General features: G+C 67.2%; 22 protein-coding genes. 11 read left to right on the forward strand and 11 right to left on the reverse strand.

Translation table 11 applies throughout. From position 1 onward, the window contains the following. Positions 1-168: 168 nt before the first annotated feature. From trmB to L1F06_RS22590, 4 genes are all read right to left on the reverse strand, one after another. Positions 169-885 (reverse strand): tRNA (guanosine(46)-N7)-methyltransferase TrmB, encoded by a 717-nt coding sequence (gene trmB / locus L1F06_RS22575; RefSeq protein ID WP_012019978.1) that lies wholly within the window; start codon positions 883-885, stop codon positions 169-171. 68 nt (positions 886-953) lie between these two features. Continuing rightward, positions 954-1,748, reverse strand: coding sequence for a thiazole synthase (locus L1F06_RS22580; protein WP_012019979.1), 795 nt, complete (start codon positions 1,746-1,748; stop codon positions 954-956). A gap of 19 nt (positions 1,749-1,767) precedes the next feature. Then, a complete protein-coding gene (thiS, locus tag L1F06_RS22585) occupies positions 1,768-1,968 on the reverse strand; it encodes a sulfur carrier protein ThiS (protein WP_004373815.1) in 201 nt (66 codons plus the stop codon). 169 nt (positions 1,969-2,137) lie between these two features. Further along, positions 2,138-2,509 (reverse strand): DUF423 domain-containing protein, encoded by a 372-nt coding sequence (locus L1F06_RS22590; protein WP_129482506.1) that lies wholly within the window; start codon positions 2,507-2,509, stop codon positions 2,138-2,140. A gap of 175 nt (positions 2,510-2,684) precedes the next feature. Here L1F06_RS22590 and mtgA point away from each other — a divergent pair, with 175 nt between their 5' ends. Further along, on the forward strand, positions 2,685-3,413 hold the full coding sequence (gene mtgA / locus L1F06_RS22595; RefSeq protein ID WP_004373817.1) for a monofunctional biosynthetic peptidoglycan transglycosylase: 729 nt from the start codon (positions 2,685-2,687) through the stop codon (positions 3,411-3,413). Between the two features lie 117 nt (positions 3,414-3,530). On the opposite strand, the gene L1F06_RS22600 is transcribed toward mtgA, so the two are convergent. The 5 genes from L1F06_RS22600 to ftsY form a co-directional block, all read right to left on the reverse strand. Next, a complete protein-coding gene (locus L1F06_RS22600; RefSeq protein WP_129482505.1) occupies positions 3,531-4,142 on the reverse strand; it encodes a hypothetical protein in 612 nt (203 codons plus the stop codon). Positions 4,143-4,204: 62 nt separating this feature from the next. After that, the gene (gene rpoH / locus L1F06_RS22605) at positions 4,205-5,059 is read right to left on the reverse strand and encodes an RNA polymerase sigma factor RpoH (RefSeq protein WP_004373819.1); all 855 of its coding nucleotides are present in this window, start codon (positions 5,057-5,059) and stop codon (positions 4,205-4,207) included. A gap of 112 nt (positions 5,060-5,171) precedes the next feature. Further along, entirely contained in the window at positions 5,172-6,188 is a 1,017-nt protein-coding gene (ftsX, locus tag L1F06_RS22610; RefSeq protein ID WP_129482504.1) for a permease-like cell division protein FtsX, read from the reverse strand. After that, positions 6,188-6,856, reverse strand: a complete 669-nt coding sequence (gene ftsE, locus L1F06_RS22615; RefSeq protein WP_004373830.1) for a cell division ATP-binding protein FtsE — start codon at positions 6,854-6,856, stop codon at positions 6,188-6,190. Before ftsE ends, ftsX begins: the two co-directional genes overlap by 1 nt. Then, on the reverse strand, positions 6,853-8,280 hold the full coding sequence (gene ftsY, locus L1F06_RS22620) for a signal recognition particle-docking protein FtsY (protein WP_129482503.1): 1,428 nt from the start codon (positions 8,278-8,280) through the stop codon (positions 6,853-6,855). Before ftsY ends, ftsE begins: the two co-directional genes overlap by 4 nt. 142 nt (positions 8,281-8,422) lie before the next feature. Between ftsY and L1F06_RS22625 the strand changes: the two genes are divergently transcribed. The 5 genes from L1F06_RS22625 to L1F06_RS22645 all read left to right on the forward strand — a co-directional run bounded on the left by L1F06_RS22625 (position 8,423) and on the right by L1F06_RS22645 (position 13,133). Beyond that, the gene (locus L1F06_RS22625) at positions 8,423-9,790 is read left to right on the forward strand and encodes a M16 family metallopeptidase (protein WP_129482502.1); all 1,368 of its coding nucleotides are present in this window, start codon (positions 8,423-8,425) and stop codon (positions 9,788-9,790) included. After that, positions 9,787-11,247 carry a M16 family metallopeptidase gene (locus L1F06_RS22630; protein ID WP_129482501.1) on the forward strand — a complete coding sequence of 487 codons (1,461 nt, stop codon included), beginning with the start codon at positions 9,787-9,789 and terminating at the stop codon, positions 11,245-11,247. Before L1F06_RS22625 ends, L1F06_RS22630 begins: the two co-directional genes overlap by 4 nt. Next, entirely contained in the window at positions 11,247-11,849 is a 603-nt protein-coding gene (gene rsmD / locus L1F06_RS22635) for a 16S rRNA (guanine(966)-N(2))-methyltransferase RsmD (protein ID WP_129482500.1), read from the forward strand. Before L1F06_RS22630 ends, rsmD begins: the two co-directional genes overlap by 1 nt. Further along, the gene (locus L1F06_RS22640) at positions 11,846-12,064 is read left to right on the forward strand and encodes a hypothetical protein (protein ID WP_004373840.1); all 219 of its coding nucleotides are present in this window, start codon (positions 11,846-11,848) and stop codon (positions 12,062-12,064) included. The genes rsmD and L1F06_RS22640 overlap by 4 nt, the downstream gene beginning before the upstream one ends. Before the next feature lie 85 nt (positions 12,065-12,149). Continuing rightward, positions 12,150-13,133 carry a hydrolase gene (locus tag L1F06_RS22645; RefSeq protein ID WP_129482499.1) on the forward strand — a complete coding sequence of 328 codons (984 nt, stop codon included), beginning with the start codon at positions 12,150-12,152 and terminating at the stop codon, positions 13,131-13,133. A 1-nt stretch (position 13,134) separates the two neighbouring features. Here the strand turns inward: L1F06_RS22645 and L1F06_RS22650 are convergent, their stop codons facing one another. Next, complete coding sequence (locus tag L1F06_RS22650; protein WP_129482498.1) at positions 13,135-13,641, reverse strand: SgcJ/EcaC family oxidoreductase; 507 nt, start codon at positions 13,639-13,641, stop codon at positions 13,135-13,137. Positions 13,642-13,804: 163 nt separating this feature from the next. On the opposite strand from L1F06_RS22650, the gene L1F06_RS22655 reads away from it, so the two are divergent. From L1F06_RS22655 to L1F06_RS22670, 4 genes are read left to right on the forward strand one after another with little or no spacing between them, the layout of a single operon-like run. Continuing rightward, positions 13,805-14,974, forward strand: a complete 1,170-nt coding sequence (locus tag L1F06_RS22655; protein ID WP_129482497.1) for a sensor histidine kinase — start codon at positions 13,805-13,807, stop codon at positions 14,972-14,974. Beyond that, the gene (locus L1F06_RS22660) at positions 14,971-15,633 is read left to right on the forward strand and encodes a response regulator (protein ID WP_129482496.1); all 663 of its coding nucleotides are present in this window, start codon (positions 14,971-14,973) and stop codon (positions 15,631-15,633) included. The genes L1F06_RS22655 and L1F06_RS22660 overlap by 4 nt, the downstream gene beginning before the upstream one ends. Continuing rightward, positions 15,630-17,981, forward strand: a complete 2,352-nt coding sequence (locus tag L1F06_RS22665) for an ATP-binding protein (RefSeq protein WP_129482495.1) — start codon at positions 15,630-15,632, stop codon at positions 17,979-17,981. The genes L1F06_RS22660 and L1F06_RS22665 overlap by 4 nt, the downstream gene beginning before the upstream one ends. A 2-nt stretch (positions 17,982-17,983) precedes the next feature. Then, positions 17,984-18,460 carry a response regulator gene (locus tag L1F06_RS22670; protein ID WP_129482494.1) on the forward strand — a complete coding sequence of 159 codons (477 nt, stop codon included), beginning with the start codon at positions 17,984-17,986 and terminating at the stop codon, positions 18,458-18,460. A gap of 140 nt (positions 18,461-18,600) precedes the next feature. Here the strand turns inward: L1F06_RS22670 and L1F06_RS22675 are convergent, their stop codons facing one another. Beyond that, positions 18,601-19,257 (reverse strand): TetR/AcrR family transcriptional regulator, encoded by a 657-nt coding sequence (locus tag L1F06_RS22675; protein ID WP_129482493.1) that lies wholly within the window; start codon positions 19,255-19,257, stop codon positions 18,601-18,603. Positions 19,258-19,466: 209 nt separating this feature from the next. Between L1F06_RS22675 and L1F06_RS22680 the strand changes: the two genes are divergently transcribed. Beyond that, positions 19,467-20,897, forward strand: coding sequence for a coniferyl aldehyde dehydrogenase (locus tag L1F06_RS22680; protein ID WP_129482492.1), 1,431 nt, complete (start codon positions 19,467-19,469; stop codon positions 20,895-20,897). Positions 20,898-20,934 lie beyond the last annotated feature (37 nt).

Raw genomic sequence — 20,934 nt, forward strand, 5'->3', positions numbered from 1 at the left:
CGACGCCATGGCAGCGGCGCCGCTATTGTCCGCGCCCCTGATGGGTGCGCTTGTCTTTGTTGTGTTCTGCGGTGAGGTGCCGTCCTGGCCGTCGGGTGGTCCCGATCTAGTGATGCGTCCTGCCGGTTTTGATAAGGGCTCCAGTTCCCGGCGCGAAGCCGGTTCGGTTCACTCCTGGCGCTGGAACTTCAGGTCCCATACGCCGTGACCGAGGCGTTCGCCACGGCGCTCGAACTTGGTCACCGGACGCTCCTCGGGGCGCGGCACGTAGGTGCCGTCGGCAGCCAGGTTGCGGTAGCCCGGTGCAGCGTTCATCACCTCGAGCATGTGCTCGGCGTAGTTCTCCCAGTCGGTGGCCATGTGCAGCACGCCGCCGATCTTCAGCTTGCGGCGCACCAGCTCGGCGAAGGCCGGCTGGACGATGCGGCGCTTGTGATGACGCGACTTGTGCCAGGGATCGGGGAAGAACAGCAGCACGCGATCGAGGCTGGCATCGGCCACGCAACCCTGCAGCACTTCCAGGGCGTCGCAGCTGTAGACACGCACGTTGCTCAGGTTGTGCGCCATCACGCCATTGAGCAGCGCGCCGACACCGGGCTTGTGCACCTCGACACCGATGAAGTCCTGCTCGGGCGCGGCAGCGGCCATCTCCAGGGTGGAATGGCCCATGCCGAAGCCGATCTCGAAGGTGCGCGGCGCGCTGCGCCCGAATACCTGGTCGAAGTCGCGCAGGCCGTCTTCCAGCTCCAGGCCGAACAGCGGCCAGCCCTTGTCCAGGCCACGCTGCTGGCCCTCGGTCATGCGTCCGGCACGCATCACGAAGCTCTTGATGGTGCGGCGCTGGCGGCCGTCTTCGGTCAGTTCGGGCTGTTGGGTGTCGGTCATGCTGTGCTCTTGTAGATTGCGTTACGACTTGGCGCGCCGGCGGCCCGACGCGCAGCAGATCGTCATCGTTATTTGATCAGGCCATCCAGCGGCGACGAGGCGCTGGCATAGAGTTTCTTCGGCATGCGGCCGGCCAGGTAGGCCAGACGTCCGGCCTCGACCGCGTGCTTCATCGCGCGCGCCATGAGAATCGGGTCCTGCGCATGGGCGATGGCGCTGTTGAGCAGCACCGCCTCGCAGCCCAACTCCATGGCGATGGTGGCGTCGGAGGCCGTGCCCACGCCGGCATCGACCAGCACCGGCACCTTGGCTTCTTCGAGGATGATGCGCAGGTTGTAGGGGTTGCAGATGCCCAGGCCCGAGCCGATCAGGCCGGCCAGCGGCATCACCGCGATACAGCCGATCTCGGCCAGCTGGCGGGCGATGATCGGATCGTCGCTGGTGTACACCATCACGTCGAAACCGTCCTTGACCAGGATCTCGGCGGCCTTGATGGTCTCGATCACGTTGGGGAACAGGGTCTTCTGGTCGGCCAGCACTTCCAGCTTGACCAGCTTGTGCCCGTCGAGCAGCTCACGGGCCAGGCGGCAGGTGCGCACCGCTTCTGCAGCGTCGTAGCAGCCGGCGGTGTTGGGCAGGATGGTGTACTGCTCGGGGCTGATCACGTCGAGCAGGTTCGGCTCGCCCGGGTTCTGGCCGATATTGGTGCGGCGCACCGCCACGGTGACGATCTCGGCGCCAGAGGCGGCGATGGCGTCGCGGGTCTCGTCCATATCCTTGTACTTGCCGGTACCCACCAGCAGGCGCGACTGGTAAGTACGACCGGCCAGGGTGAAGGGCTTGTCGCTGCGAACTTGGCTCATGGGAAATTCCTCAGAGGGATCAACCGCCGCCGATGGCGTGCACCACTTCCACCTGATCGCCCTCGGCGAGACGGGTGCTGTCGTGCTGGCTGCGTGGAACGATGTCCAGATTGAGCTCGACCGCCACGCGGCGCCCGGTCAGATCGAGACGGGCCAGCAGGTCCGCGACGCTCTGGTTGTCGGGCAGCTCGAAGGGTTCTCCATTCAATTGAATGCGCATGACGGCTCGGTCACAACTAGGAAGAGGGCCGGCATTCTAGCCCGATAGCCAGCCGCGACCAAGGCTAAAAGGCGCCATTCGTCCTCATTTCTGACGCCAGGGTCAGGTCTGGCACGACAGGGGCGCCATACGCACCGCCGGTCGTCCCAGCGCCTGAACGGCGCGCAGCCTAGGCCAGCTTCCAGGCCGCCAGGCCCAGGCACAGCCAGCCGATCAGGAAGGCAACACCGCCGAACGGGGTGATCATGCCCAGCTTGCCGACACCGCTGAGAGTCAGCAGGTAGAGGCTGCCGGAAAACAGCACGATGCCCAGCGCGAAGGCGCCACCGGCCAGATTGACCAGCCGACCCGGCGCGTGCAGCGCCAGCAGGCCGACGCCGAACAGGGCCAGCGCGTGGATCAGCTGGTAATGCGTGCCGGTCTGGAACACCGCCAGGTACTCAGGCGTCAGCCGATGCTTCAGACCATGGGCGGCAAAGGCACCGAGGGCAACGCCGGTAAACCCGGCGAAGGCGGACAGCAGCAGCCACAGACGAGCCATGCAACCTCCGGAAATGATTGACGATGCGGCGCAGTGTAACCCTTGCCGCGTCGCGGGAAATGAGCGGCGTTGTCACACCACGCCGGTATTGATTGGCGAATATGTCGATCAGGATCGCGAACAAATTCGCTTCTGGCGCCCGCGCCTGAGCCACCGTTCTGTTTTAATAGCCGCCATGCTTCGTTCCCTGACCCGCCGCCTGCTGAAACTCCTGTTCTGGCTGATGCTCGCCAGCGCACTGCTGGTGCTCGCCCTGCGCTGGCTGCCGCCACCCGGCACGGCGCTGATGCTCGAGCGCAAGATCGAGTCCTGGGGCAGCGAGCAACCTTTGCAGCTGAAACGTCAGTGGCGCCCCTGGAACGAGTTGCCGGACCATCTGAAGATGGCGGTGATCGCCGCCGAAGACCAGAAGTTCGCCGAGCACTGGGGCTTCGACGTCGGCGCCATCCAGGCGGCGCTGGCACACAATCAGAGCGGCGGCTCGCTGCGCGGCGCCAGCACCCTGAGCCAGCAGGTGGCCAAGAACCTGTTCCTCTGGTCCGGCCGCAGCTGGCCGCGCAAGGCGCTGGAGGCCTGGTTCACCGCGCTGATCGAGCTGTTCTGGCCCAAGGAGCGGATTCTCGAGGTCTACCTCAACAGCGTGGAATGGGGCGACGGCATCTTTGGTGCCGAAGCGGCCGCCCAGCATCATTTCGGCGTCGGCGCGCCCTACCTGAACCGCCAGCAGGCCAGCCAGCTCGCCGCCGTCCTGCCCAACCCGCGGCGCTGGAGCGCCGGCCGCCCGGACGCCTACGTCAATCGCCGCGCCGCCTGGATTCGCCAGCAGATGACGCAGCTCGGCGGCAGTCACTACCTCAACCAGCTCAAACCCAGGTACCCGGAATGGTGGCCACGCTGGCTGTAGAACCCGCCGGATGACGCTGCTGCGGTCGGTGCACGCGGCGCACCCTACGGCCGAAACGCCGGACAGCGTAGGCTGCGCCGTGCGCGCCGGGGATATCGATCGGCGCGATCCAGGCCACTAGCGGCGAGGGGCGAACGCGCGCTTGGGCACCGCATGCAGCAGCGCGACATCATCGCCCTGCAGGTGCACGGTCAGCCCCCATTGCGGATAGACCCAGGCCCGACCGTCGGCCAGCTCCAAGGTCAGCCGTGACTGCCCGAGACTGGCGGCCAGGCGTTCACTGGCCAAAGCATCAGGCGCTTGCAGATTCAGGCTGGCAATGGCAAAACCGGCCATCTGCTCGCCCAACGACTCATCCAGCACCACTTCGGCATCGCCTGGCTTCAGGCCTTGTGCGGCCATCAGGCTGTCGCGCTGATTCTTGCTCAAGGCCAGTTCAGCCTGCAGTGACCACTCGCCCTCTTCCCCTCCGAGCTTCGCCCGATGGAACAGTCGGGCGCCGTCCAGGCGCGGCTCCAGCCACAGCTCGCCCGCAGCCAGCGCCTGCACATCACGCAGCCTCAGCTCGTCTTCGGCCAGTGGCTGCAACAGCACCTCGCGCCACTGCTGCAGATTGGCCAGCGGATGCACCTCAGCGCTGCGCATCAGCCAGGCGCCCCAGGCGAAGAACAGCACAGCGACGATCGCGAATATCAGCCAGTGCTGCGCTTTCAGTGGGGCTTTGTTCACGGCAATTGCTCCAGACAGAAAAAAGCCGCACCAGGGTGCGGCTTTTCGGTGTAACGGCAGGCTCAGGCGGCAATCGAGCCCTTGAGCTTGTTCATCGCGTTCTTCTCGAGCTGGCGGATACGCTCGGCCGACACGTTGTACTTGGCGGCCAGGTCGTGCAGCGTCGCCTTCTCCTCGGCCAGCCAGCGCTGGTAGAGGATGTCGCGGCTGCGCTCGTCCAGGCTTTCCAGCGCTTCGTGCAGGTTGCTGCTGGAACTGTCGCTCCAGTCGGCATCCTCGAGTTGGCGGGCCGGATCGTAGCGGTGGTCTTCCAGGTAGTGCGCCGGCGACTGGAAGGCGCTGTCGTCGTCGGCATCGCTGGCCGGGTCGAAGGCCATGTCCTGGCCGGTCAGACGACTTTCCATCTCGCGCACTTCGTGCGGCTCGACGCCCAGGCTCTCGGCCACGGCGGTGACTTCGTCGTTGTTCAGCCAGGCCAGACGCTTCTTCTGGCTGCGCAGGTTGAAGAACAGCTTGCGCTGCGCCTTGGTGGTGGCCACCTTGACGATGCGCCAGTTCTTCAGGATGAACTCATGGATCTCGGCACGGATCCAGTGCACGGCGAAGGACACCAGACGCACGCCCATTTCCGGGTTGAAGCGCTTGACCGCCTTCATCAGGCCGACGTTGCCTTCCTGGATCAGGTCGGCCTGGGCCAGACCATAACCGGAGTAGCTGCGGGCGATATGCACCACGAAACGCAGGTGGGCCAGCACCATCTGGCGGGCGGCCTCGAGATCCTGCTGATAGTAGAGACTCTCGGCCAGTTCACGCTCCTGCTCGGGCGTCAGCAACGGGATGCTGTTGACGGCATGCACGTATGCTTCCAGGTTGGCGCCCGGAACCAAAGCATGAACAGGTTGCAAGGAAGTGGACATTCGAATCCTCCGATTCACGAAACTCGCGCAGTGTAGCACTGCGCAATCAGACGCGGTGCCTGTGGATAAGTTCCGTTACAGATAGTCGACAACATTGAAAAACAATGGCTTATCAGCGCGGCGCGAGCTCGTTGAGGTGTCTCGCCACCGCCAGCCAGGCGCCAATATAGCCCAACAGCACGGCGCCAAGCAGCAGGGATAGACCATCGGACGACGGCACCCCGCCCAGAGCGAAATCGCTGCCATATAAACCTGACAACCGTACCACTGCGTGGTTCAGCCAATCCAGCCCGAAAGCCAGCAGCAGCCAGGCGAACACCCCAGCACCAAAGCCGTACAGCGCGCCCATATAGAGGAAGGGCCGGCGCACGTAACCGTCGGTGCCGCCGACCAGCTTGATCACCTCGATCTCGGCGCGGCGGTTCTCGATGTGCAGGCGGATGGTATTGCCGATCACCAGCAGCAGCGCCAGGATCAGCAGCAGGCTGAGGCCGAAGACGAAACGATCACCCAGCTTGAGAATGGCGGTCAGACGCTCGACCCAGACCAGATCCAGCTGCGCCTGTTCCACCCGCGGCAGTTCCGCCAGGCGCTGGCGCAGGGCCTCGAGCTTGGCCTTGTCGACTTCCTTGGGCGTCACCAGCACCACGCCAGGCAGCGGGTTCTCCGGCAACTCCTTGAGCGCCTGGCCCAGGCCCGACAGCTGCTGGAATTCTTCCAGCGCCTGCTCGCGGCTGATCCATTCGGCCTCGGCGACATCGTCCATCGCGGCGATCTGCTCGCGCAGCGCCTGGCCGTCACGCTCGCCGGCGGACATCTCCAGGAACAGGGAAATCTGCGCGGCACGCTGCCAGGAGCCGCCGAGCCTCTCGACGTTGTCCAGCAGCAGGGAAAGGCCCATGGGCAGGCTCAGCGCCACGGCCATCACCAGGCAGGTGAAGAAGCTGCCGATGGGCTGACGGGCCAGGCGCTGCAGGCTGTCGACCAGACTGGCACGATGGCTTTCCAGCCAGGCGTGGAACAGGGTGCGAAAATCCGGCTCGTCGGCCGGACGATCGACCACCTTGTTGCGCGGCGCGGCGCCGACCCGTTCGGCCGGCTGCGGTGTGGGCATCTTCGACGCGCTCATCAGGCAGCCTCCCCGTCACCGATCAGACGGCCACGTTGCAGAGTGAGCATGCGGTGGCGCATGCGGGCGATCAGCGCCAGGTCGTGGCTGGCGATCAGCACCGTGGTGCCGAGCTGGTTGATGTCCTCGAACACGCCCATGATCTCGGCGGCCAGGCGCGGGTCGAGGTTACCGGTCGGCTCGTCCGCCAGCAGCAGGGCCGGGCGGTGGACGATGGCGCGGGCAATGCCAACGCGCTGCTGCTGACCGGTGGACAGATCACCCGGCGCTTGCGCGGCCTTGTCGCTGAGGCTGACCCGCTCCAGCGCGGCGCCGACGCGCTTGGCGATCTCCGGCTTGGACAGGCCGAGAATCTGCAGCGGCAGGGCGACGTTGTCATACACGCTGCGGTCGAACAGCAGCTGGTGATTCTGAAACACCACGCCGATCTGCCGGCGCAGGAAGGGAATCTGCGCGTTGGTGATGGTCGACAGGTCCTGCCCGGCCAGCAGCAGCTTGCCGCTGGTGGGCCGCTCCATCGCCAGCAGCAGGCGCAACAGGGTGCTCTTGCCGGCACCGGAGTGGCCGGTGACGAAGAGAAATTCGCCGGGGCGAACGCGGAAGCTCAGCTCGTGCAGCCCGACATGGCCATTGGGATACCGCTTGGCGACCTGCTCGAATCGGATCATCCGCGCTCGCGCTCCTCGAAGAGTGCCTGGACGAAGGCCTGCGCCTCGAACGGACGCAGGTCATCGATGCCCTCGCCCACGCCGATGTAGCGAATCGGCAGGCCAAACTGCTTGGCCAGGGCGAAGATGACGCCGCCCTTGGCAGTGCCGTCGAGTTTGGTCAGCGCCAGGCCGGTGAGGTTCACCGTCTGGTCGAACTGCTTGGCCTGGCTGATGGCGTTCTGGCCGGTGCCGGCATCGAGCACCAGCAGCACTTCGTGCGGCGCGGTCTCGTCCAGCTTGCCGATCACCCGACGGACCTTCTTCAGCTCTTCCATCAGGTTGTCCTTGGTGTGCAGGCGCCCGGCGGTATCGGCGATCAGCACGTCGATGCCGCGCGACTTGGCGGCCTGCACCGCATCGAAGATCACCGAGGCCGAGTCGGCGCCAGTGTGCTGGGCGATCACCGCGATGTTGTTGCGCTCACCCCAGACCTGCAGCTGCTCCACCGCGGCGGCACGGAAGGTATCGCCGGCGGCGAGCATGACCTTCTTGCCGTCCAGTTGCAGCTTCTTGGCCAGCTTGCCGATGGTGGTGGTCTTGCCCACACCGTTCACCCCGACCACGAGGATCACGTAGGGCTGCTTGGCACTGTCGATGACCAGGGGCTGCTCGACCGGCTTGAGCAGGGTCACCAATTCTTCCTGCAGCGCCTTGTACAGTGCGCCGCTGTCGGCCAGCTCCTTGCGCGCCACACGTTTGGTCAGGTTGCCGATGATGGTGGTGGTCGCCTCGACGCCGACATCGGCGGTGAGCAGGCGGGTTTCCAGATCGTCGAGCAGGTCGTCGTCGATGGCCTTCTTGCCGAGGAACAGGCTGGCCATGCCTTCGCCCAGACTGGCGCTGGTCTTGGACAGGCCCTGCTTGAGGCGGGCGAAGAAGCTCGGCTTGTCCTGGGTGGCCGGCAGCGCAGCAGGCGGCGCGGCCTCGCTCGGCGCAACCGGGGCAGGCGTTTCGGCCGGCGGGGCAGCGGCTGGCACGGGCGCATTGTCGCCGCCGAGCAGACGCGAGAAGAAACCGGACTTGCCCTCGGCCTCGGGCGGCTGCGCCGGTTGCAGCGGTTGCACCGGCTCGGCATCCGCCACGGCTGCTGTCGGCGTTTCTACGCCAGGCGCGGCCGGCGCGGGCGGCTCGTGGCGCTCGACCGGCACCGCCGCCACGGGCTCTTCGGGCGCCGCGGCGGGCAGCGGCGCCTGATTGGCGACCGATTCCACCTCGGGCGCGGGCACGACTTGCGGCTCGCTCGCGGGCGCCTCGGCGGGCGCAGCGGGTTCCGCCGGCTTCTTGCGCAGCCAGCCGAACAGGGATTTCTTTTCTTCGGTCACAGGCGGATTCTGCGCGCCGACATCGGCCGGCGACTTCTTGTCGTCATTGGAACCAAACATGGGTCGCTTGCATCTCAGGGGGGCGGTCGCTAACAGCCTGATACGCCTGGCTGCGCCGCCCCGGAAAAGGATGGGGTATCCTAGCACCTCTTCGCCTGCCGGCGGTACGACCGCCCAGGCCATCCGACAGGTCAGACTTTCGATGAATGCCATTGCCCGCCGTTCCCTCGGCCTGCTGTTCGGCGCCCTTTGCGTGCCACTCGCGGCCTTCGCTTCTCCTGCTCAACCCACCCACGAATTCAAACTGGACAATGGCCTGAAGGTCATAGTCCGCGAGGATCACCGCGCCCCCGTGGTGGTCAGTCAGCTCTGGTACAAGGTCGGTTCCAGCTACGAGACGCCCGGCTCCACCGGCCTGTCCCACGCCCTGGAACACATGATGTTCAAGGGCAGCCGCAAGCTCGGCGCCGGCGAGGCCTCGCGCATCCTGCGCGAGCTGGGCGCCGAAGAGAACGCCTTCACCAGCGACGATTACACCGCCTACTACCAGGTGCTGGCGCGCGACCGCCTGGGCGTGGCGCTGGAGCTGGAGGCCGACCGCCTGGCCAGCCTGCAGCTGCCGGCGGCCGAATTCGCCAAGGAAATCGAGGTGATCAAGGAAGAGCGGCGCCTGCGCACCGACGACCGCCCCTCGTCCCTGGCCTTCGAACGCTTCAAGGCCATGGCCTACCCGGCCAGCGGCTACGGCATTCCCACCATCGGCTGGATGGCGGATCTCGACCGCATGCACATCGACGAGCTGCGCGCCTGGTACCAGAAGTGGTACGCGCCGAACAACGCCACCCTGGTGGTGGTGGGCGACGTCAGCGTGGATGAAGTCAAGAGCCAGGTGCAGCGTTACTTCGGCGACATCCCGCGCCGCGAGGTGCCGACCGCCAAGCTGCCGCTGGAACTGGGCGCAGCGGGCGAGCGCCGCACCACCCTGTATCTCAGAACCCAGCTGCCGAGCCTGCTGATGGGCTTCAACGTGCCGGGCCTCGCCACCAGCGAACAGCCGCGCCAGGTCTATGCCCTGCGCCTGGCCGCCGCCCTGCTCGACGGCGGCTACAGCGCACGCCTGTCGACCCGCCTGGAACGCGGCGAGGAGCTCGTTTCCAGCGCCAGCGCCTGGTACAACGCCTTCACCCGTGGCGACAGCCTGTTCGTTCTCACCGCCACGCCCAACGTGCAGAAGGGCAAGACCCTGGAGCAGGCCGAAGCCGGCCTGTGGCGCGAACTGGAGAACCTGAAGAAGACGCCGCCCTCGGCCGCCGAGCTGGCCCGGGTGCGCGCCCAGGTCATCGCCGGCCTGGTGTTCGAGCGCGATTCGATCACCAGCCAGGCCACCAGCATCGGCCAACTGGAAACCGTCGGCCTGTCCTGGCAACTGATCGACCAGGAACTGGCCGAGCTGGAAGCCGTGACCCCGGCCGACATCCAGCAGGCCGCCCGCACCTTCTTCGTTCGCGACCGCCTGAGCGTCGCCCATGTTCTGCCCGAAGAGTCCCGCAATGAGGAGTCCCGCCCATGAAGACTGAGCACCGCCGCCTGGGCCTGCTCGGCCTGATCCTGTCCGCTGCCCTGGCGCTGGGCGCCTGCGCCAGCCTGTCCGCTCCGACGCTGAGCGGCGATGCCGCGAAACTGCAGTCGTTGGCCGAGCTCGATGGCCAGGCACCGACCCGCCGCACCCTGGAAATCCAGACCTGGACCACGCCACAAGGCGCCAAGGTGCTGTTCGCCCCGGCCCGTGAGCTGCCGATGTTCGACCTGCGCCTGACCTTCGCCGCCGGCAGCAGCCAGGACAACGGCGTGCCGGGCCTGGCCACCCTGACCAACGCCATGCTCAACGAGGGCGTACCGGGCAAGGATGTCGGCGCCATCGCCGCCGGCTTCGAGGGCCTAGGCGCCGAATTCGGCAACGGTGCCTACCGCGACATGGCCGTGGCCAGCCTGCGCAGCCTGAGCGCCAAGGAGCAGCGCGACCCGGCACTGGCACTGTTCGCCGAGGTCCTGGGCAAGCCGACCTTCCCCGAGGATTCGCTGGCGCGGATCAAGAACCAGCTGCTGGCCGGTTTCGAGTTCCAGAAGCAGAACCCCGGCAAGCTGGCCAGCCTGAAGCTGTTCGAGCGCCTGTACGGCCAGCACCCCTATGCGCATCCGAGCGACGGTACCGCGCAGTCGATCCCGGCCATCGGCCGTCAGCAGCTGCAGGCCTTCCACGCTCGCGCCTACGCGGCCGGCAACGCGGTGATCGCCCTGGTCGGCGACCTCTCGCGCAGCGAAGCCGAGGCCATCGCCAACCAGGTGTCCGCGGCCCTGCCACAGGGGCCGGCACTGCCGCGCATCGCCCAGCCGCAAGCGCCCAAGCCGGGCGCCAGCCACATCGAATTCCCCTCCAACCAGACCCACCTGCTGATCGCCCAGCTCGGCATCGACCGTCGCGACCCGGACTACGCCGCGCTCTATCTGGGCAACCAGATTCTCGGCGGCAGCGGCTTCGGCACCCGCCTGATGACCGAAGTGCGCGAGAAGCGCGGCCTGACCTACGGCGTCTACTCAGGCTTCAGCGCCATGCAGGCGCGCGGCCCGTTCATGATCAACCTGCAGACCCGTGCGGACCTGAGCGAGGGCACCCTGGCACTGGTCAAGCAGCTGCTCGCCGACTATCTGCGCGAAGGCCCAACCCAACAGGAGCTGGACAACGCCAAGCGTCAGCTGGCCGGCAGCTTCCCGCTGTCCACCGCGAGCAACGCCGATATCGTCGGCCAGCTGGCGTCGATGGGCTTCTACGACCTGCCGCTGAGCTATCTGGACGACTTCATGCGTGACGTCCAGGCGCTGAGCATCGAACAGGTCAAGACCGCCATGGCCAAGCACCTCGACCCCGAGGCGCTGGTGGTGGTCACGGCCGGCCCGACCGTGGCCCAGAAGGAGCTGCCGCCGCCCAACGAGGATCCGGTCGAGCAGCCCAGCACGGTGCCGCACTGATGCGCGGTCGCGCTTCGCAGAAACCCGCCGCGGGCAAGGCCCACGGCGGCCAGGGCCAGTTGCGCATCATCGGTGGGCAGTGGCGCTCGCGGCGCCTCGCCTTCCCCGACGGCCCGGGCCTGCGCCCGACCCCGGACCGGGTGCGCGAGACGCTGTTCAACTGGCTGGCGCCTTATGTCGAGGGCGCCCATGTGCTCGACCCCTTCGCCGGCAGCGGCGCGCTGCTGCTCGAAGCGCTGTCGCGTGGTGCTGCCAGCGGCCTGGCCTGCGACCTCAACCCGGCGTCGGTGGCCGCGCTGCGCGGGCATCTGACGACGCTGCAGTGCAGCGCCGGCGAAATCCAGCAGGGCGACGCCCTGCAGCTGCTGGCCCGGCCGGCGCCGCGGCGCTTCGATATCGTCCTGCTCGACCCGCCGTTTCACAAGGATCTGCTGCAAGGCGCCTGCAACCTGCTGGAAACCCAGGGCTGGCTGGCTGACGACGCCTGGATCTACACCGAAAGCGAAACCGCGCCCTCGACGCTGGGCCTGCCCGGTAACTGGCGCCTGCATCGGGAGAAGCACACTGGTCAGGTGCATTACGCACTGTGGCAGCGTGGATGAAGGACTTTATCTACGCCCACCTGCCCTACCTGCTGCTGATCGCACTGGCGCTGCCGGTGCTGCTCAGCCAGCAGGAAATTGCACTGAACCTTCAACGCGCGATACCGCACAATCCCAATGCCGGTATCGTCATCGGGCTTACCAATCAGCGTATCGTCGCGTTGCTGGTATTGGCCTGGTGCGCTTGGCGCATACTCCGCAAGCGCCGACGCTGAATAGCTCTGTAGCCTGGATGAAATCCAGGGCCACCACTCCCGGATTGCATCCGGGCTACGTCTACTGCCGACGACCGACTGCACCATGAACACTGAATTTCGCCCCGCCTGGTGGCTCCCCGGCCCGCATCTACAGACGCTGTGGAACCCCTTCTGCCGCAAGCCGCCGCAACTGCAGCGGCCGCGCGAACGGCTGTGGCTGGACGATGGCGACTTTCTCGACCTCGACTGGTACGGCCCGCATGACGCCCATGCGCCGCTGGTGCTGGTGCTGCATGGCCTGACCGGCAGTTCCAATTCGCTCTACGTGCTCGGCCTGCAACAGGCCCTGGCCGCACGCGGCTGGGCCAGCGTGGCGCTGAACTGGCGCGGCTGCTCCGGTGAACCGAACCTGCTGCCGCGCGGCTATCACTCCGGCGCCAGCGAGGATCTGGCTTCGGCAGTCGCCCACCTGCGTGCGCAACGGCCGATGGCGCCGCTGTACGCCGTCGGCTATTCGCTGGGCGGCAACGTGCTGCTCAAGTACCTGGGCGAAAGCGGCGCGCAGAGCCAGCTGCAGGCCGCGGTGGCGGTGTCGGTGCCGTTTCGTCTGGATCAGTGCGCCGACCGTATCGGCCTGGGCTTCTCGCGGGTGTACCAGGCGCATTTCATGCGCGAGATGGTCGCCTATGTCAGCAACAAGCAGCGCCTGTTCACCGAGCAGGGCCACAGCGAGCGCCTGTCGGTGCTGGAGCGCCTCGGCCCGCTGGACGGCATGCGCACCTTCTGGGACTTCGACGGGCGCATCACCGCGCCCCTGCACGGCTTCGCCGATGCCCACGATTACTACCGGCGCGCCTCCAGCCGCTTCTACTTGGGCGACATTCGCACGCGCACGCTGATCATCCAGGCCGAGGACGATCCCTTCATCTTCCGTCACAGCCTGCCCGAGGCCAGCGAGCTGGCCCCCGGCACCGAGTTCGAGCTGCATGCCAAGGGCGGCCATGTCGGCTTCGTCGAAGGCAGCCCGCGCCGCCCCGTCTACTATCTGGAGCGGCGCATTCCCGAGTGGCTAGGCGCACTCACCTGAATCAGCCGGCCGCAGGCTGCTCCGGCATCGCCGAGGAGTGGTGCTTGAGGATTTTCCACTCGCCATCGACCTTCTGGTACACGAAGGTGTAGCGCGCCTGCACCTGGCGTACCGCATCGCCCTGGGTCAGGGCGAAGGTGTAGACCCCCGAGTCCACCGCCGCGTCCGGGCCGATCTGGCGAATTTCACGCATGTTGATCGTGCCCACCGGCTTGGCCTGTAAAAAATGGTCGAAATAGTCCTGGATCGCCTCGTGGCCTATGCGCACCCGATTCGATACCGTGGGCTGCAGCACGCCGTTGTCGGCATAGAGCGCAGCCACCTTGGCCGAATCGCCCGTCTGCAGGGCGGCGTTCCAGCGCTCGAACAGGCTGGCGATCTGCTGCTCCTGCGCATCGCTCGGAGCGGCTGCGGTTTCCGTATAGACATAAGGCGCATCGGCCGCCTGAACCAGCGGCACGGACAGGACGAACACCAGGGCGCAGCCGCTGAACAAGGGTTTCAACATGGTCGAATCTCCGGCTATTGAATGACGCCGTCAGCATGCAATCGGCCCGGCGCCGGCACATCGGCCGAATGGCACCTGCGGCCTATGCCAGGTGGCAGATGCCCGACGCGCTTGGAGCCATTAGCCTGCGCCGTCCGATGACGCGCACTTCGTGGAGGCGTAGATGCAGCACACCCCACCCGACAGCGTGCTGGCCCTGCGCGCCGATTACCGCCAGGCGGAAAGCCGCGCCGCGCGCCTGCGCCTGCTGGTGGAGAGCGGCCGCGCCCTCAGCGCCTTGCCGGCCACCGAAAGCGGCGCACTGGCCCTGCAACGGGCCTGCAGCTTCTGCGCCATGGACGGCGGCGTGCTGCTGCTCAGGCAAGCCGATGGCAGCCCGAGCCTGAGTGCCGGCTTCGGCCCGGCCGCCTTGCAGCAGCAGCTCGCCACACTGCCCTGGCCGGACGCTGCCCAGGTGCTGGAAGCGCCGCTGGCGCAGGTTGCCCTGGCGCTTCTTCTGCCATTGCACGCGGCCTCGGGTGAGGTATTCGGCGCCCTGCTGCTGGGCAACGCCAGCGCCATGCGCCGCCCGGACGAGGAAGACCTCGAAGCCCTGCAGCTGCTCGCCACCCTGCTCGCCGCCCACCTGCACAACAGTCAGCTGCTGGAGGCGCTCAGCCTGCGCGAGCGGACCATGTCCGAGCTGGTGCACCGGCAGATGAGCGCCCAGGAAGAGGAACGCGCACGGGTTGCCTATGACCTGCACGACGGCCTGGCGCAGACCCTGGCCGGGCTGCACCAGCGTCTGCAGGGCTTCGCCCAGCATCGCCAGCTCAATGACGAGCTGCGCGCCGCTCTGGCGCCCATCCTGCAGCTGGCGCAACGCAGCATGGGCGAGACACGCCAGGCCATCAGCGGCCTGCGCCCGACCCTGCTGGACGACTTCGGTCTGGCACCGGCACTGGACCGCGAACTCGACCGCCTGCGCGGCCAGGGTCGCCAGGTGCAATGGCTGCGCCGCGATACCCAGCGCCTGCGCCCGGCGGTGGAGATCGCCCTGTTTCGCATCGGCCAGGAGGCCATCAACAACATCTGCAAGCACACCGCCGAGGGCGCGGTCAGCCTGGACCTGCACCTCGACGGCGAGACCGCCCACCTGCAGATAGAGGATCGCGGCCCCGGCTTCGCCGCCACGCAGAAAACGCCAACCGCCGCATACGGCATGGGCCTGGTGGCCATGCGCGAACGCTGCCGGCTGCTCGGCGGTCAGTTCGCCTGCCACAGCCAACCCGGCCAGGGCACCCGCGTGCTGGCCAGCATTCCACGCGTCCTGCCGGATGAGAAAACCCCATGAACGAACCCATTCGCCTGCTGCTGGCCGACGACCACGAGGTGACCCGCGCCGGTTTCGCCGCGATGCTCGCCGACTGCCCGGAATTCAGCATCGTCGGCCAGGCGGTGGACGGCCGCCAGGCGCTGGAGCTCTGCCAGCGCCTGAATCCGGACATCGCCATCCTCGATATCCGCATGCCGCAGCTCAACGGCCTGGCGACCGCGCGCCTGCTGCGCGAACAGCAGCCGTCGATCAAGGTGCTGCTGTTCACCATGTACGACAGCCCCGACCACCTGGAAGCGGCGGTCAACGCCGGCGCCGTCGGCTATCTGCTCAAGGACGCCAGTCGCCAGGAAGTTATCGACGGCCTGCGCCAGGTGGCGGCCGGCCAGTGCGCGCTCAACGGCATGGTCAGCGCGCAGCTGCTGCGCCGCGTGGTCCAGCGCAACCAGGGCGGCGCCCCGGGCAGTGCGCTGACGCCGCGCGAGCATCAGGTGCTCGAGCTGATCGCCGCCGGGTTCACCAATCGCGAGATCGGCGAAGAGCTGGGCATCGCCACCGGCACGGCCAAGGCGCACGTCGAACGGGTGATCGGCAAGCTGGGGGTCGCCGACCGCACCCAGGCCGCCGTACAGGGCATTGCCCTGGGCCTGGTGGCGCCGCAGGAGCACAGGGCATGAAGGGCCTGGTCACGCGCTGGACCGACCGCCCGCTGCGCAGCAAGAGCCTGGTGATCATCGCCCTGCCGCTGTCGGTGCTGCTGATCTCCCTGGTGCTGGTGTACATCACCGAACGCCAGACCTCGCGGGTCGAGGACGACGTGCGCCGAGCACTGCGCGTGCAGGGCGACGTGCAGGCGGTACACAGCCTGCTGGCCGAGGCGGCGGCCAGCGTGCGCGGTTACCTGCTGGTCCAGCGCAGCGACTTCCTGCCCTCCTACCGCAGCGCGCTGGAGCGTATCGACAGCACGCTGCGGCGCCTCGATACGGACATCCGCGACCCGCAGATGCGCGGCAGCCTGGAACGCCTGCGCCCGCTGATCGTGATCAAGCTGGAAGGCCTGGAGCAGCTCAAGGCGCTGGCCAGCAGCGACGACCGTGCGGCGATGACGCGCATCCTGGTGGACAACAAGCACGTGCTCGACGCGCTGCGCCAGGAGATTCAGCAGATGCTCGAGCGTGAGCAGACCCTGCTCGACGAGCGCAACGCCGAAGCCAGTGCCATGCGCTCGCGCATGCTCCTGGCCACCGGCCTGGCCGCCATGTTCGGCGTGCTCGGTGCGCTGTTTGCCGTGGTGCTGCTGTCCACCGGCATCGTCCATCGGGTGCAGCAGGTCGAGCGCAACGCGCGGCGCCTGGCTCTGGGTCAGCCGCTGATCCCCCAAGGCCTGGCGGCCGACGAGATCGGCCAGCTCGCCGCCAGCCTGGAAGAGGCCGGGCAGCTGCTGGCCGAACGCGAGCGCGCCCTGCGCGACAACGAGGAGCGCCTGCGCCTGATCATCGACGGGGTCAAGGAATACGGCATCTTCGGCCTCGACCCCAGCGGCCACGTCACCTCCTGGAACACCGGCGCCGAGCGCATCAAGGGCTACAGCGAGGCGGACATCCTCGGCCGCCACTTCTCCCTGTTCTACCCGCCGCAGGCCCGCGACACCGCCCCCTACCTGGCCCTGCAGGCAGCCACCCGCGAAGGGCGCTACGAGGAAGAGGCCTGGCGCCAGCGCCGCGATGGCTCGCTGTTCTGGGCCAACGTGGTGATCACCGCGCAGCGTGACGCCAGCGGCACCTTGCGCGGCTTCTCCAAGATCACCCGCGACATCACCGACCGGCGCAATGCCGAGGCCGCCCTGCGCACGGCGCGCGAAGAGGCAGAGAACGCCAGCCGGGCGAAAAGCGAATTTCTCTCGCGCATGAGCCACGAGCTGCGCACGCCGCTCAATTCGATCCTCGGCTTCGCCCAGCTGCTGGAAATGGACCGCGGCACACCGGCGCAGCAGGCCCAGGTGCGTCATATCCTGCGCGCCGGACGACACCTGCTGGGGCTGATCAACGAGGTGCTGGACATTGCCCGCATCGAATCCGGGCGGCTGGCGCTGAGCCCCGAGCCGTTGGCGTTGCGCCCGCTGCTGCAGGAGGTCAGCCTGCTGCTGTCGCCCCAGGCCGACAGCGCCGATATCCGCCTGCGCCTGCCGGAGGAGCTGCCCGCCGAACTCTGCGTGCAGGCCGACCGCCAGCGCCTGGTGCAGGTGCTGCTCAACCTGCTCTCCAACGCGATCAAGTACAACCACCCTGGCGGCCATGTCGAAGTGCGGGTGCAGGCCGACAGCGACACCATCACGCTGAGCGTGATCGACAACGGCCCCGGCATCGCCGCCGAGGATCTGGAGCGCCTGTTCATTCCCTTCGAGCGCCTCGGCGCCGCGGCCAGCGAGGTGGAGGGCACCGGCCTGGGCCTGGCCCTGAGCAAGAGCCTGCTGGAGCAGATGGATGGCAGCCTCGGCGTGCACAGCACGCCCGGCGAGGGCAGCACCTTCAGCCTGACGCTGCCACGGGCGCAGGTGCATGACGGCCTGCTGCCGGCGCCGGCCGCGGCACCACCGCCCGCGGCCAGCGACATCGCCCCGCCGGAGCGGCCGCTGCGCGTGCTGTGCATCGAAGACAACCTGTCCAGCCTGGCGCTGATCGAGACCCTGCTGGCGCGCTGGCCGCAGGTGCAGGTGATTTCGGCCATGCAGGGCCAGCTCGGTCTCGACCTGGCCTGGCAGCACCGCCCCGAGGTGATTCTGCTGGATCTCGACCTGCCCGACCTCTCGGGCCAGGAAGTGCTCAAGCGCCTGCGCCTGAACCCCAGCAGCAGCGCTACACCCGTGCTGCTGATCACCGCCGACGTCAGCGCCGGCACCCGGCGCGACCTGCAGCAGGCCGGCGCCACCGCGGTGCTGAGCAAACCCCTGCACGTGCCGACCTTTCTCGCCGCCCTGCGCCAGCATCTGGATGCCGCCACGCCCACCCCGCCTCTCGGAGCCTGACCATGAACCACCCAGCGCCCGCCGACGATTTTCGTATCCTGGTGATCGACGATCAGCCCGCCAACCTCGAACTGGTGGAACAACTGCTGGCCCGCGAGGGCCTGCACAACGTGCTCAGCTGCACCGACCCGGCCCAGGCGCTGGCCCTGTTCAGCAGCTTCGAGCCGGACCTGCTGATTCTCGATCTGCACATGCCCGGCCTGGACGGCTTCGCCGTGCTCGAACAGCTGCAGCGGCGCATTCCCGCCGACGATTACCTGCCGATTCTGGTGCTCACCGCCGATGCCACGCGCGAGGCCCGGCTGCGCGCCCTGGCGCTGGGCGCGCGCGACTTCATCAGCAAGCCGCTGGATGCCATCGAGACCCTGCTGCGGGTGTGGAACCTGCTGGAAACCCGCGCGCTGTACCGCCAGTTACGGCGCCTGCAACCCGATCAGCAGCCCTTGCGGGCCAGACCCATGGCGCTGGGCAACAGTTAAAAACTACCTGCGTTGCCATTGCTGCGTTAAAAACAGGCTCAAAATGCTCATTTACAGCACGTAAACTCCGCTTTTTCGCCTGTTTTCGCCTTGCACTGGCTGCCTCGCCTACGTTTTTAAACAGCCTGTAAAAGCGCGCCTCAGAGCACCTGCTCCAGCGGCACGTGCAGGCGATCGTACAGCGCCTCGACCGCCGCGCGCGCCGAAGGCGCGATATAGCCGCCCTCCAGCGCCAGCACCTGGTAGATGCCGCGGCGCAGCATGTCCTGGCTGAGGTTGTCCGGGCTGGCGCCCGCCGTGCAGAGAAAGCGCACCCAGGAGGTCATGATGATCCAGGCGTTGAGCGTCAGCGCCTCGATCTGCGCCGGCGTCATCAACAGGATGCCGGCCTCGACGAAGCCCTGGTAGATCGACTGCGCCCCCACCAGGCAGCGCTGGGCAAAGGCGCGGTAACGCGCGGCCAGCTCGGCGTCGGATTCCAGCAGGTGCTCCAGGTCGCGGTGCAGGAAGCGGTAGTGCCACATCGCCGCCAGCAGCGCCTCCAGATAGAAGGTCTTGTCCTCCACCGTCAGCGCGCGGCCTTCGGGCAGGCGCAGAAAGCTGTCGACCTGCGCTTCGTACTGGGCGAACAGCTCGGCGATGATCATCTGCTTGTTGCGGAAGTGGTAATACAGATTGCCCGGCGAAATGCCCAGGTGCGCGGCGATGTGGTTGGTGGTGACGTTGCGCTCGCCCTGGCCGTTGAACAGGGCCAGGCTCTCGGCAACGATGCGGTCGCGGGTCTTGGGTGGCGCCATGACGCAGCTCGATCTCGACTTCAGAAGTGGCAAAGGTACAGGCGAAACAGCCGAAGTGTTACCCCCCGATGCATCCGCCATGCCCTGGCAGGCCTTTGGTTAGGGTGCAGCGAGGACGGCGTCGCGGCATCCTATTTGACACATTAGAGTAATTGCTCTAAAAATCCAGCTTAGCCCATGCAGCCCGCTGGAACGTCGAGGAGAAACCCATGGTCGCCGACATCGCCTACCTGCAGCAGAACCAACAGCAGATCAACCAGCTGGACGCCACCTTCGCCCTGCAGCGCGCGGCCTTCGCCGCCAACCCGATGCCCTCGGCCGAGCAGCGCATCCAGTGGCTGAAATCCCTCAGCGAGCTGCTGACCGAGCAGCAGGATGCGCTGATCGCAGCGATTTCCCGGGACTTCAGCAATCGCTCGGCAGACGAGACCCTGCTCGCCGAGCTGATGCCCAGCCTGCATGGCATCCATTACGCGTCCAGGCGCATCAAGAAGTGGATGAAGCCCTCGCGGCGCAGCGTCGGCCTGCAGTTCATGCCCGCCGCGGCCAAGGTCGTCTACCAGCCGCTGGGCGTGGTCGGCATCATCGTGCCGTGGAACTACCCGCTGTTTCTCGCCATCGGCCCGCTGACCGGCGCGCTGGCCGCCGGCAACCGGGTGATGATCAAGATGAGCGAGTCCACCCCAGCCACCTCGCAGCTGGTCAAGGACCTGCTGGCGCGCGTCTTCCCCGAGGATCTGGTCAGCGTCGCTCTGGGCGAGGCGGAAGTCGGCATGGCCTTCTCCAAGCTGCCGTTCGACCACCTGCTGTTCACCGGCGCCACCAGCATCGGCCGGCACGTGATGCGCGCCGCCGCCGAGAACCTGACTCCGGTGACCCTGGAGTTGGGCGGCAAGTCGCCGGCTATCGTTTCCGCCGACGTGCCGCTGGAGCACGCCGCCGAGCGCATCGCCTTCGGCAAGACCCTCAACGCCGGGCAGACCTGCGTGGCGCCTGACTATGTGCTGGTGCCCAGAGACCGGGTGGAGGGCTTCGTCGCCACCTATCGCCAGGTGGTGCAGCGCTTCTACCCGCAGCTCAAGGACAACCCCGACTACACCGCGATCATCAACGAGCGCCAGCTGGCCCGCCTCAACGGCTACCTGCAGGACGCCCAGGCCAAGGGCGCACGCATCGTCCCGATCTACCCCGAGGCCCAGGGCCGGCGCCTGCCGCAGAGCCTGGTGCTGGACGTCAACGACGACATGAAGCTGATGCAGGACGAGATCTTCGGTCCGCTGCTGCCGGTGGTGCCCTATGAGCGCCTGGATGACGCCTTCGCCTACGTCAACGCGCGGCCACGTCCGCTGGCGCTGTACTACTTCGGCTACGACAAGCGCGAGCAGCAGCGCGTGCTGCACGAGACCCATTCCGGCGGCGTGTGCCTGAACGACACCCTGCTGCACGTGGCCCAGGACGACATGCCGTTCGGCGGCATCGGCCCCTCCGGCATGGGCCATTACCACGGTCACGAAGGTTTCCTGACCTTCAGCAAGGCCAAGGGCGTGTTCATCAAGCAGCGCTTCAACGCCGCGCGGCTGATCTACCCGCCCTATGGCAAGGCGATCCAGAAGCTGGTTTACAAGCTGTTCGTACGCTGAACAACGCGGGCAGCGCCCGTTTTACGCCTGGTGACAA

The organism is Pseudomonas hydrolytica (assembly GCF_021495345.1).
Lineage (GTDB): Bacteria > Pseudomonadota > Gammaproteobacteria > Pseudomonadales > Pseudomonadaceae > Aquipseudomonas > Aquipseudomonas hydrolytica.

Bases quoted from the DNA above. Each gene is read 5' to 3' on its own strand.
- L1F06_RS22640 (WP_004373840.1), top strand. From the start codon at position 11,846: ATGAAGGACTTTATCTACGCCCACCTGCCCTACCTGCTGCTGATCGCA.
- L1F06_RS22590 (WP_129482506.1), bottom strand. From the start codon at position 2,509: ATGGCTCGTCTGTGGCTGCTGCTGTCCGCCTTCGCCGGGTTTACCGGC.
- L1F06_RS22680 (WP_129482492.1), top strand. From the start codon at position 19,467: ATGGTCGCCGACATCGCCTACCTGCAGCAGAACCAACAGCAGATCAAC.
- mtgA (WP_004373817.1), top strand. From the start codon at position 2,685: ATGCTTCGTTCCCTGACCCGCCGCCTGCTGAAACTCCTGTTCTGGCTG.
- L1F06_RS22655 (WP_129482497.1), top strand. From the start codon at position 13,805: ATGCAGCACACCCCACCCGACAGCGTGCTGGCCCTGCGCGCCGATTAC.
- L1F06_RS22625 (WP_129482502.1), top strand. From the start codon at position 8,423: ATGAATGCCATTGCCCGCCGTTCCCTCGGCCTGCTGTTCGGCGCCCTT.
- rpoH (WP_004373819.1), bottom strand. From the start codon at position 5,059: ATGTCCACTTCCTTGCAACCTGTTCATGCTTTGGTTCCGGGCGCCAAC.
- L1F06_RS22675 (WP_129482493.1), bottom strand. From the start codon at position 19,257: ATGGCGCCACCCAAGACCCGCGACCGCATCGTTGCCGAGAGCCTGGCC.
- ftsE (WP_004373830.1), bottom strand. From the start codon at position 6,856: ATGATCCGATTCGAGCAGGTCGCCAAGCGGTATCCCAATGGCCATGTC.
- L1F06_RS22630 (WP_129482501.1), top strand. From the start codon at position 9,787: ATGAAGACTGAGCACCGCCGCCTGGGCCTGCTCGGCCTGATCCTGTCC.
- ftsX (WP_129482504.1), bottom strand. From the start codon at position 6,188: ATGAGCGCGTCGAAGATGCCCACACCGCAGCCGGCCGAACGGGTCGGC.
- trmB (WP_012019978.1), bottom strand. From the start codon at position 885: ATGACCGACACCCAACAGCCCGAACTGACCGAAGACGGCCGCCAGCGC.
- L1F06_RS22665 (WP_129482495.1), top strand. From the start codon at position 15,630: ATGAAGGGCCTGGTCACGCGCTGGACCGACCGCCCGCTGCGCAGCAAG.
- L1F06_RS22670 (WP_129482494.1), top strand. From the start codon at position 17,984: ATGAACCACCCAGCGCCCGCCGACGATTTTCGTATCCTGGTGATCGAC.
- ftsY (WP_129482503.1), bottom strand. From the start codon at position 8,280: ATGTTTGGTTCCAATGACGACAAGAAGTCGCCGGCCGATGTCGGCGCG.
- L1F06_RS22650 (WP_129482498.1), bottom strand. From the start codon at position 13,641: ATGTTGAAACCCTTGTTCAGCGGCTGCGCCCTGGTGTTCGTCCTGTCC.
- thiS (WP_004373815.1), bottom strand. From the start codon at position 1,968: ATGCGCATTCAATTGAATGGAGAACCCTTCGAGCTGCCCGACAACCAG.
- L1F06_RS22660 (WP_129482496.1), top strand. From the start codon at position 14,971: ATGAACGAACCCATTCGCCTGCTGCTGGCCGACGACCACGAGGTGACC.
- L1F06_RS22580 (WP_012019979.1), bottom strand. From the start codon at position 1,748: ATGAGCCAAGTTCGCAGCGACAAGCCCTTCACCCTGGCCGGTCGTACT.
- L1F06_RS22645 (WP_129482499.1), top strand. From the start codon at position 12,150: ATGAACACTGAATTTCGCCCCGCCTGGTGGCTCCCCGGCCCGCATCTA.
- rsmD (WP_129482500.1), top strand. From the start codon at position 11,247: ATGCGCGGTCGCGCTTCGCAGAAACCCGCCGCGGGCAAGGCCCACGGC.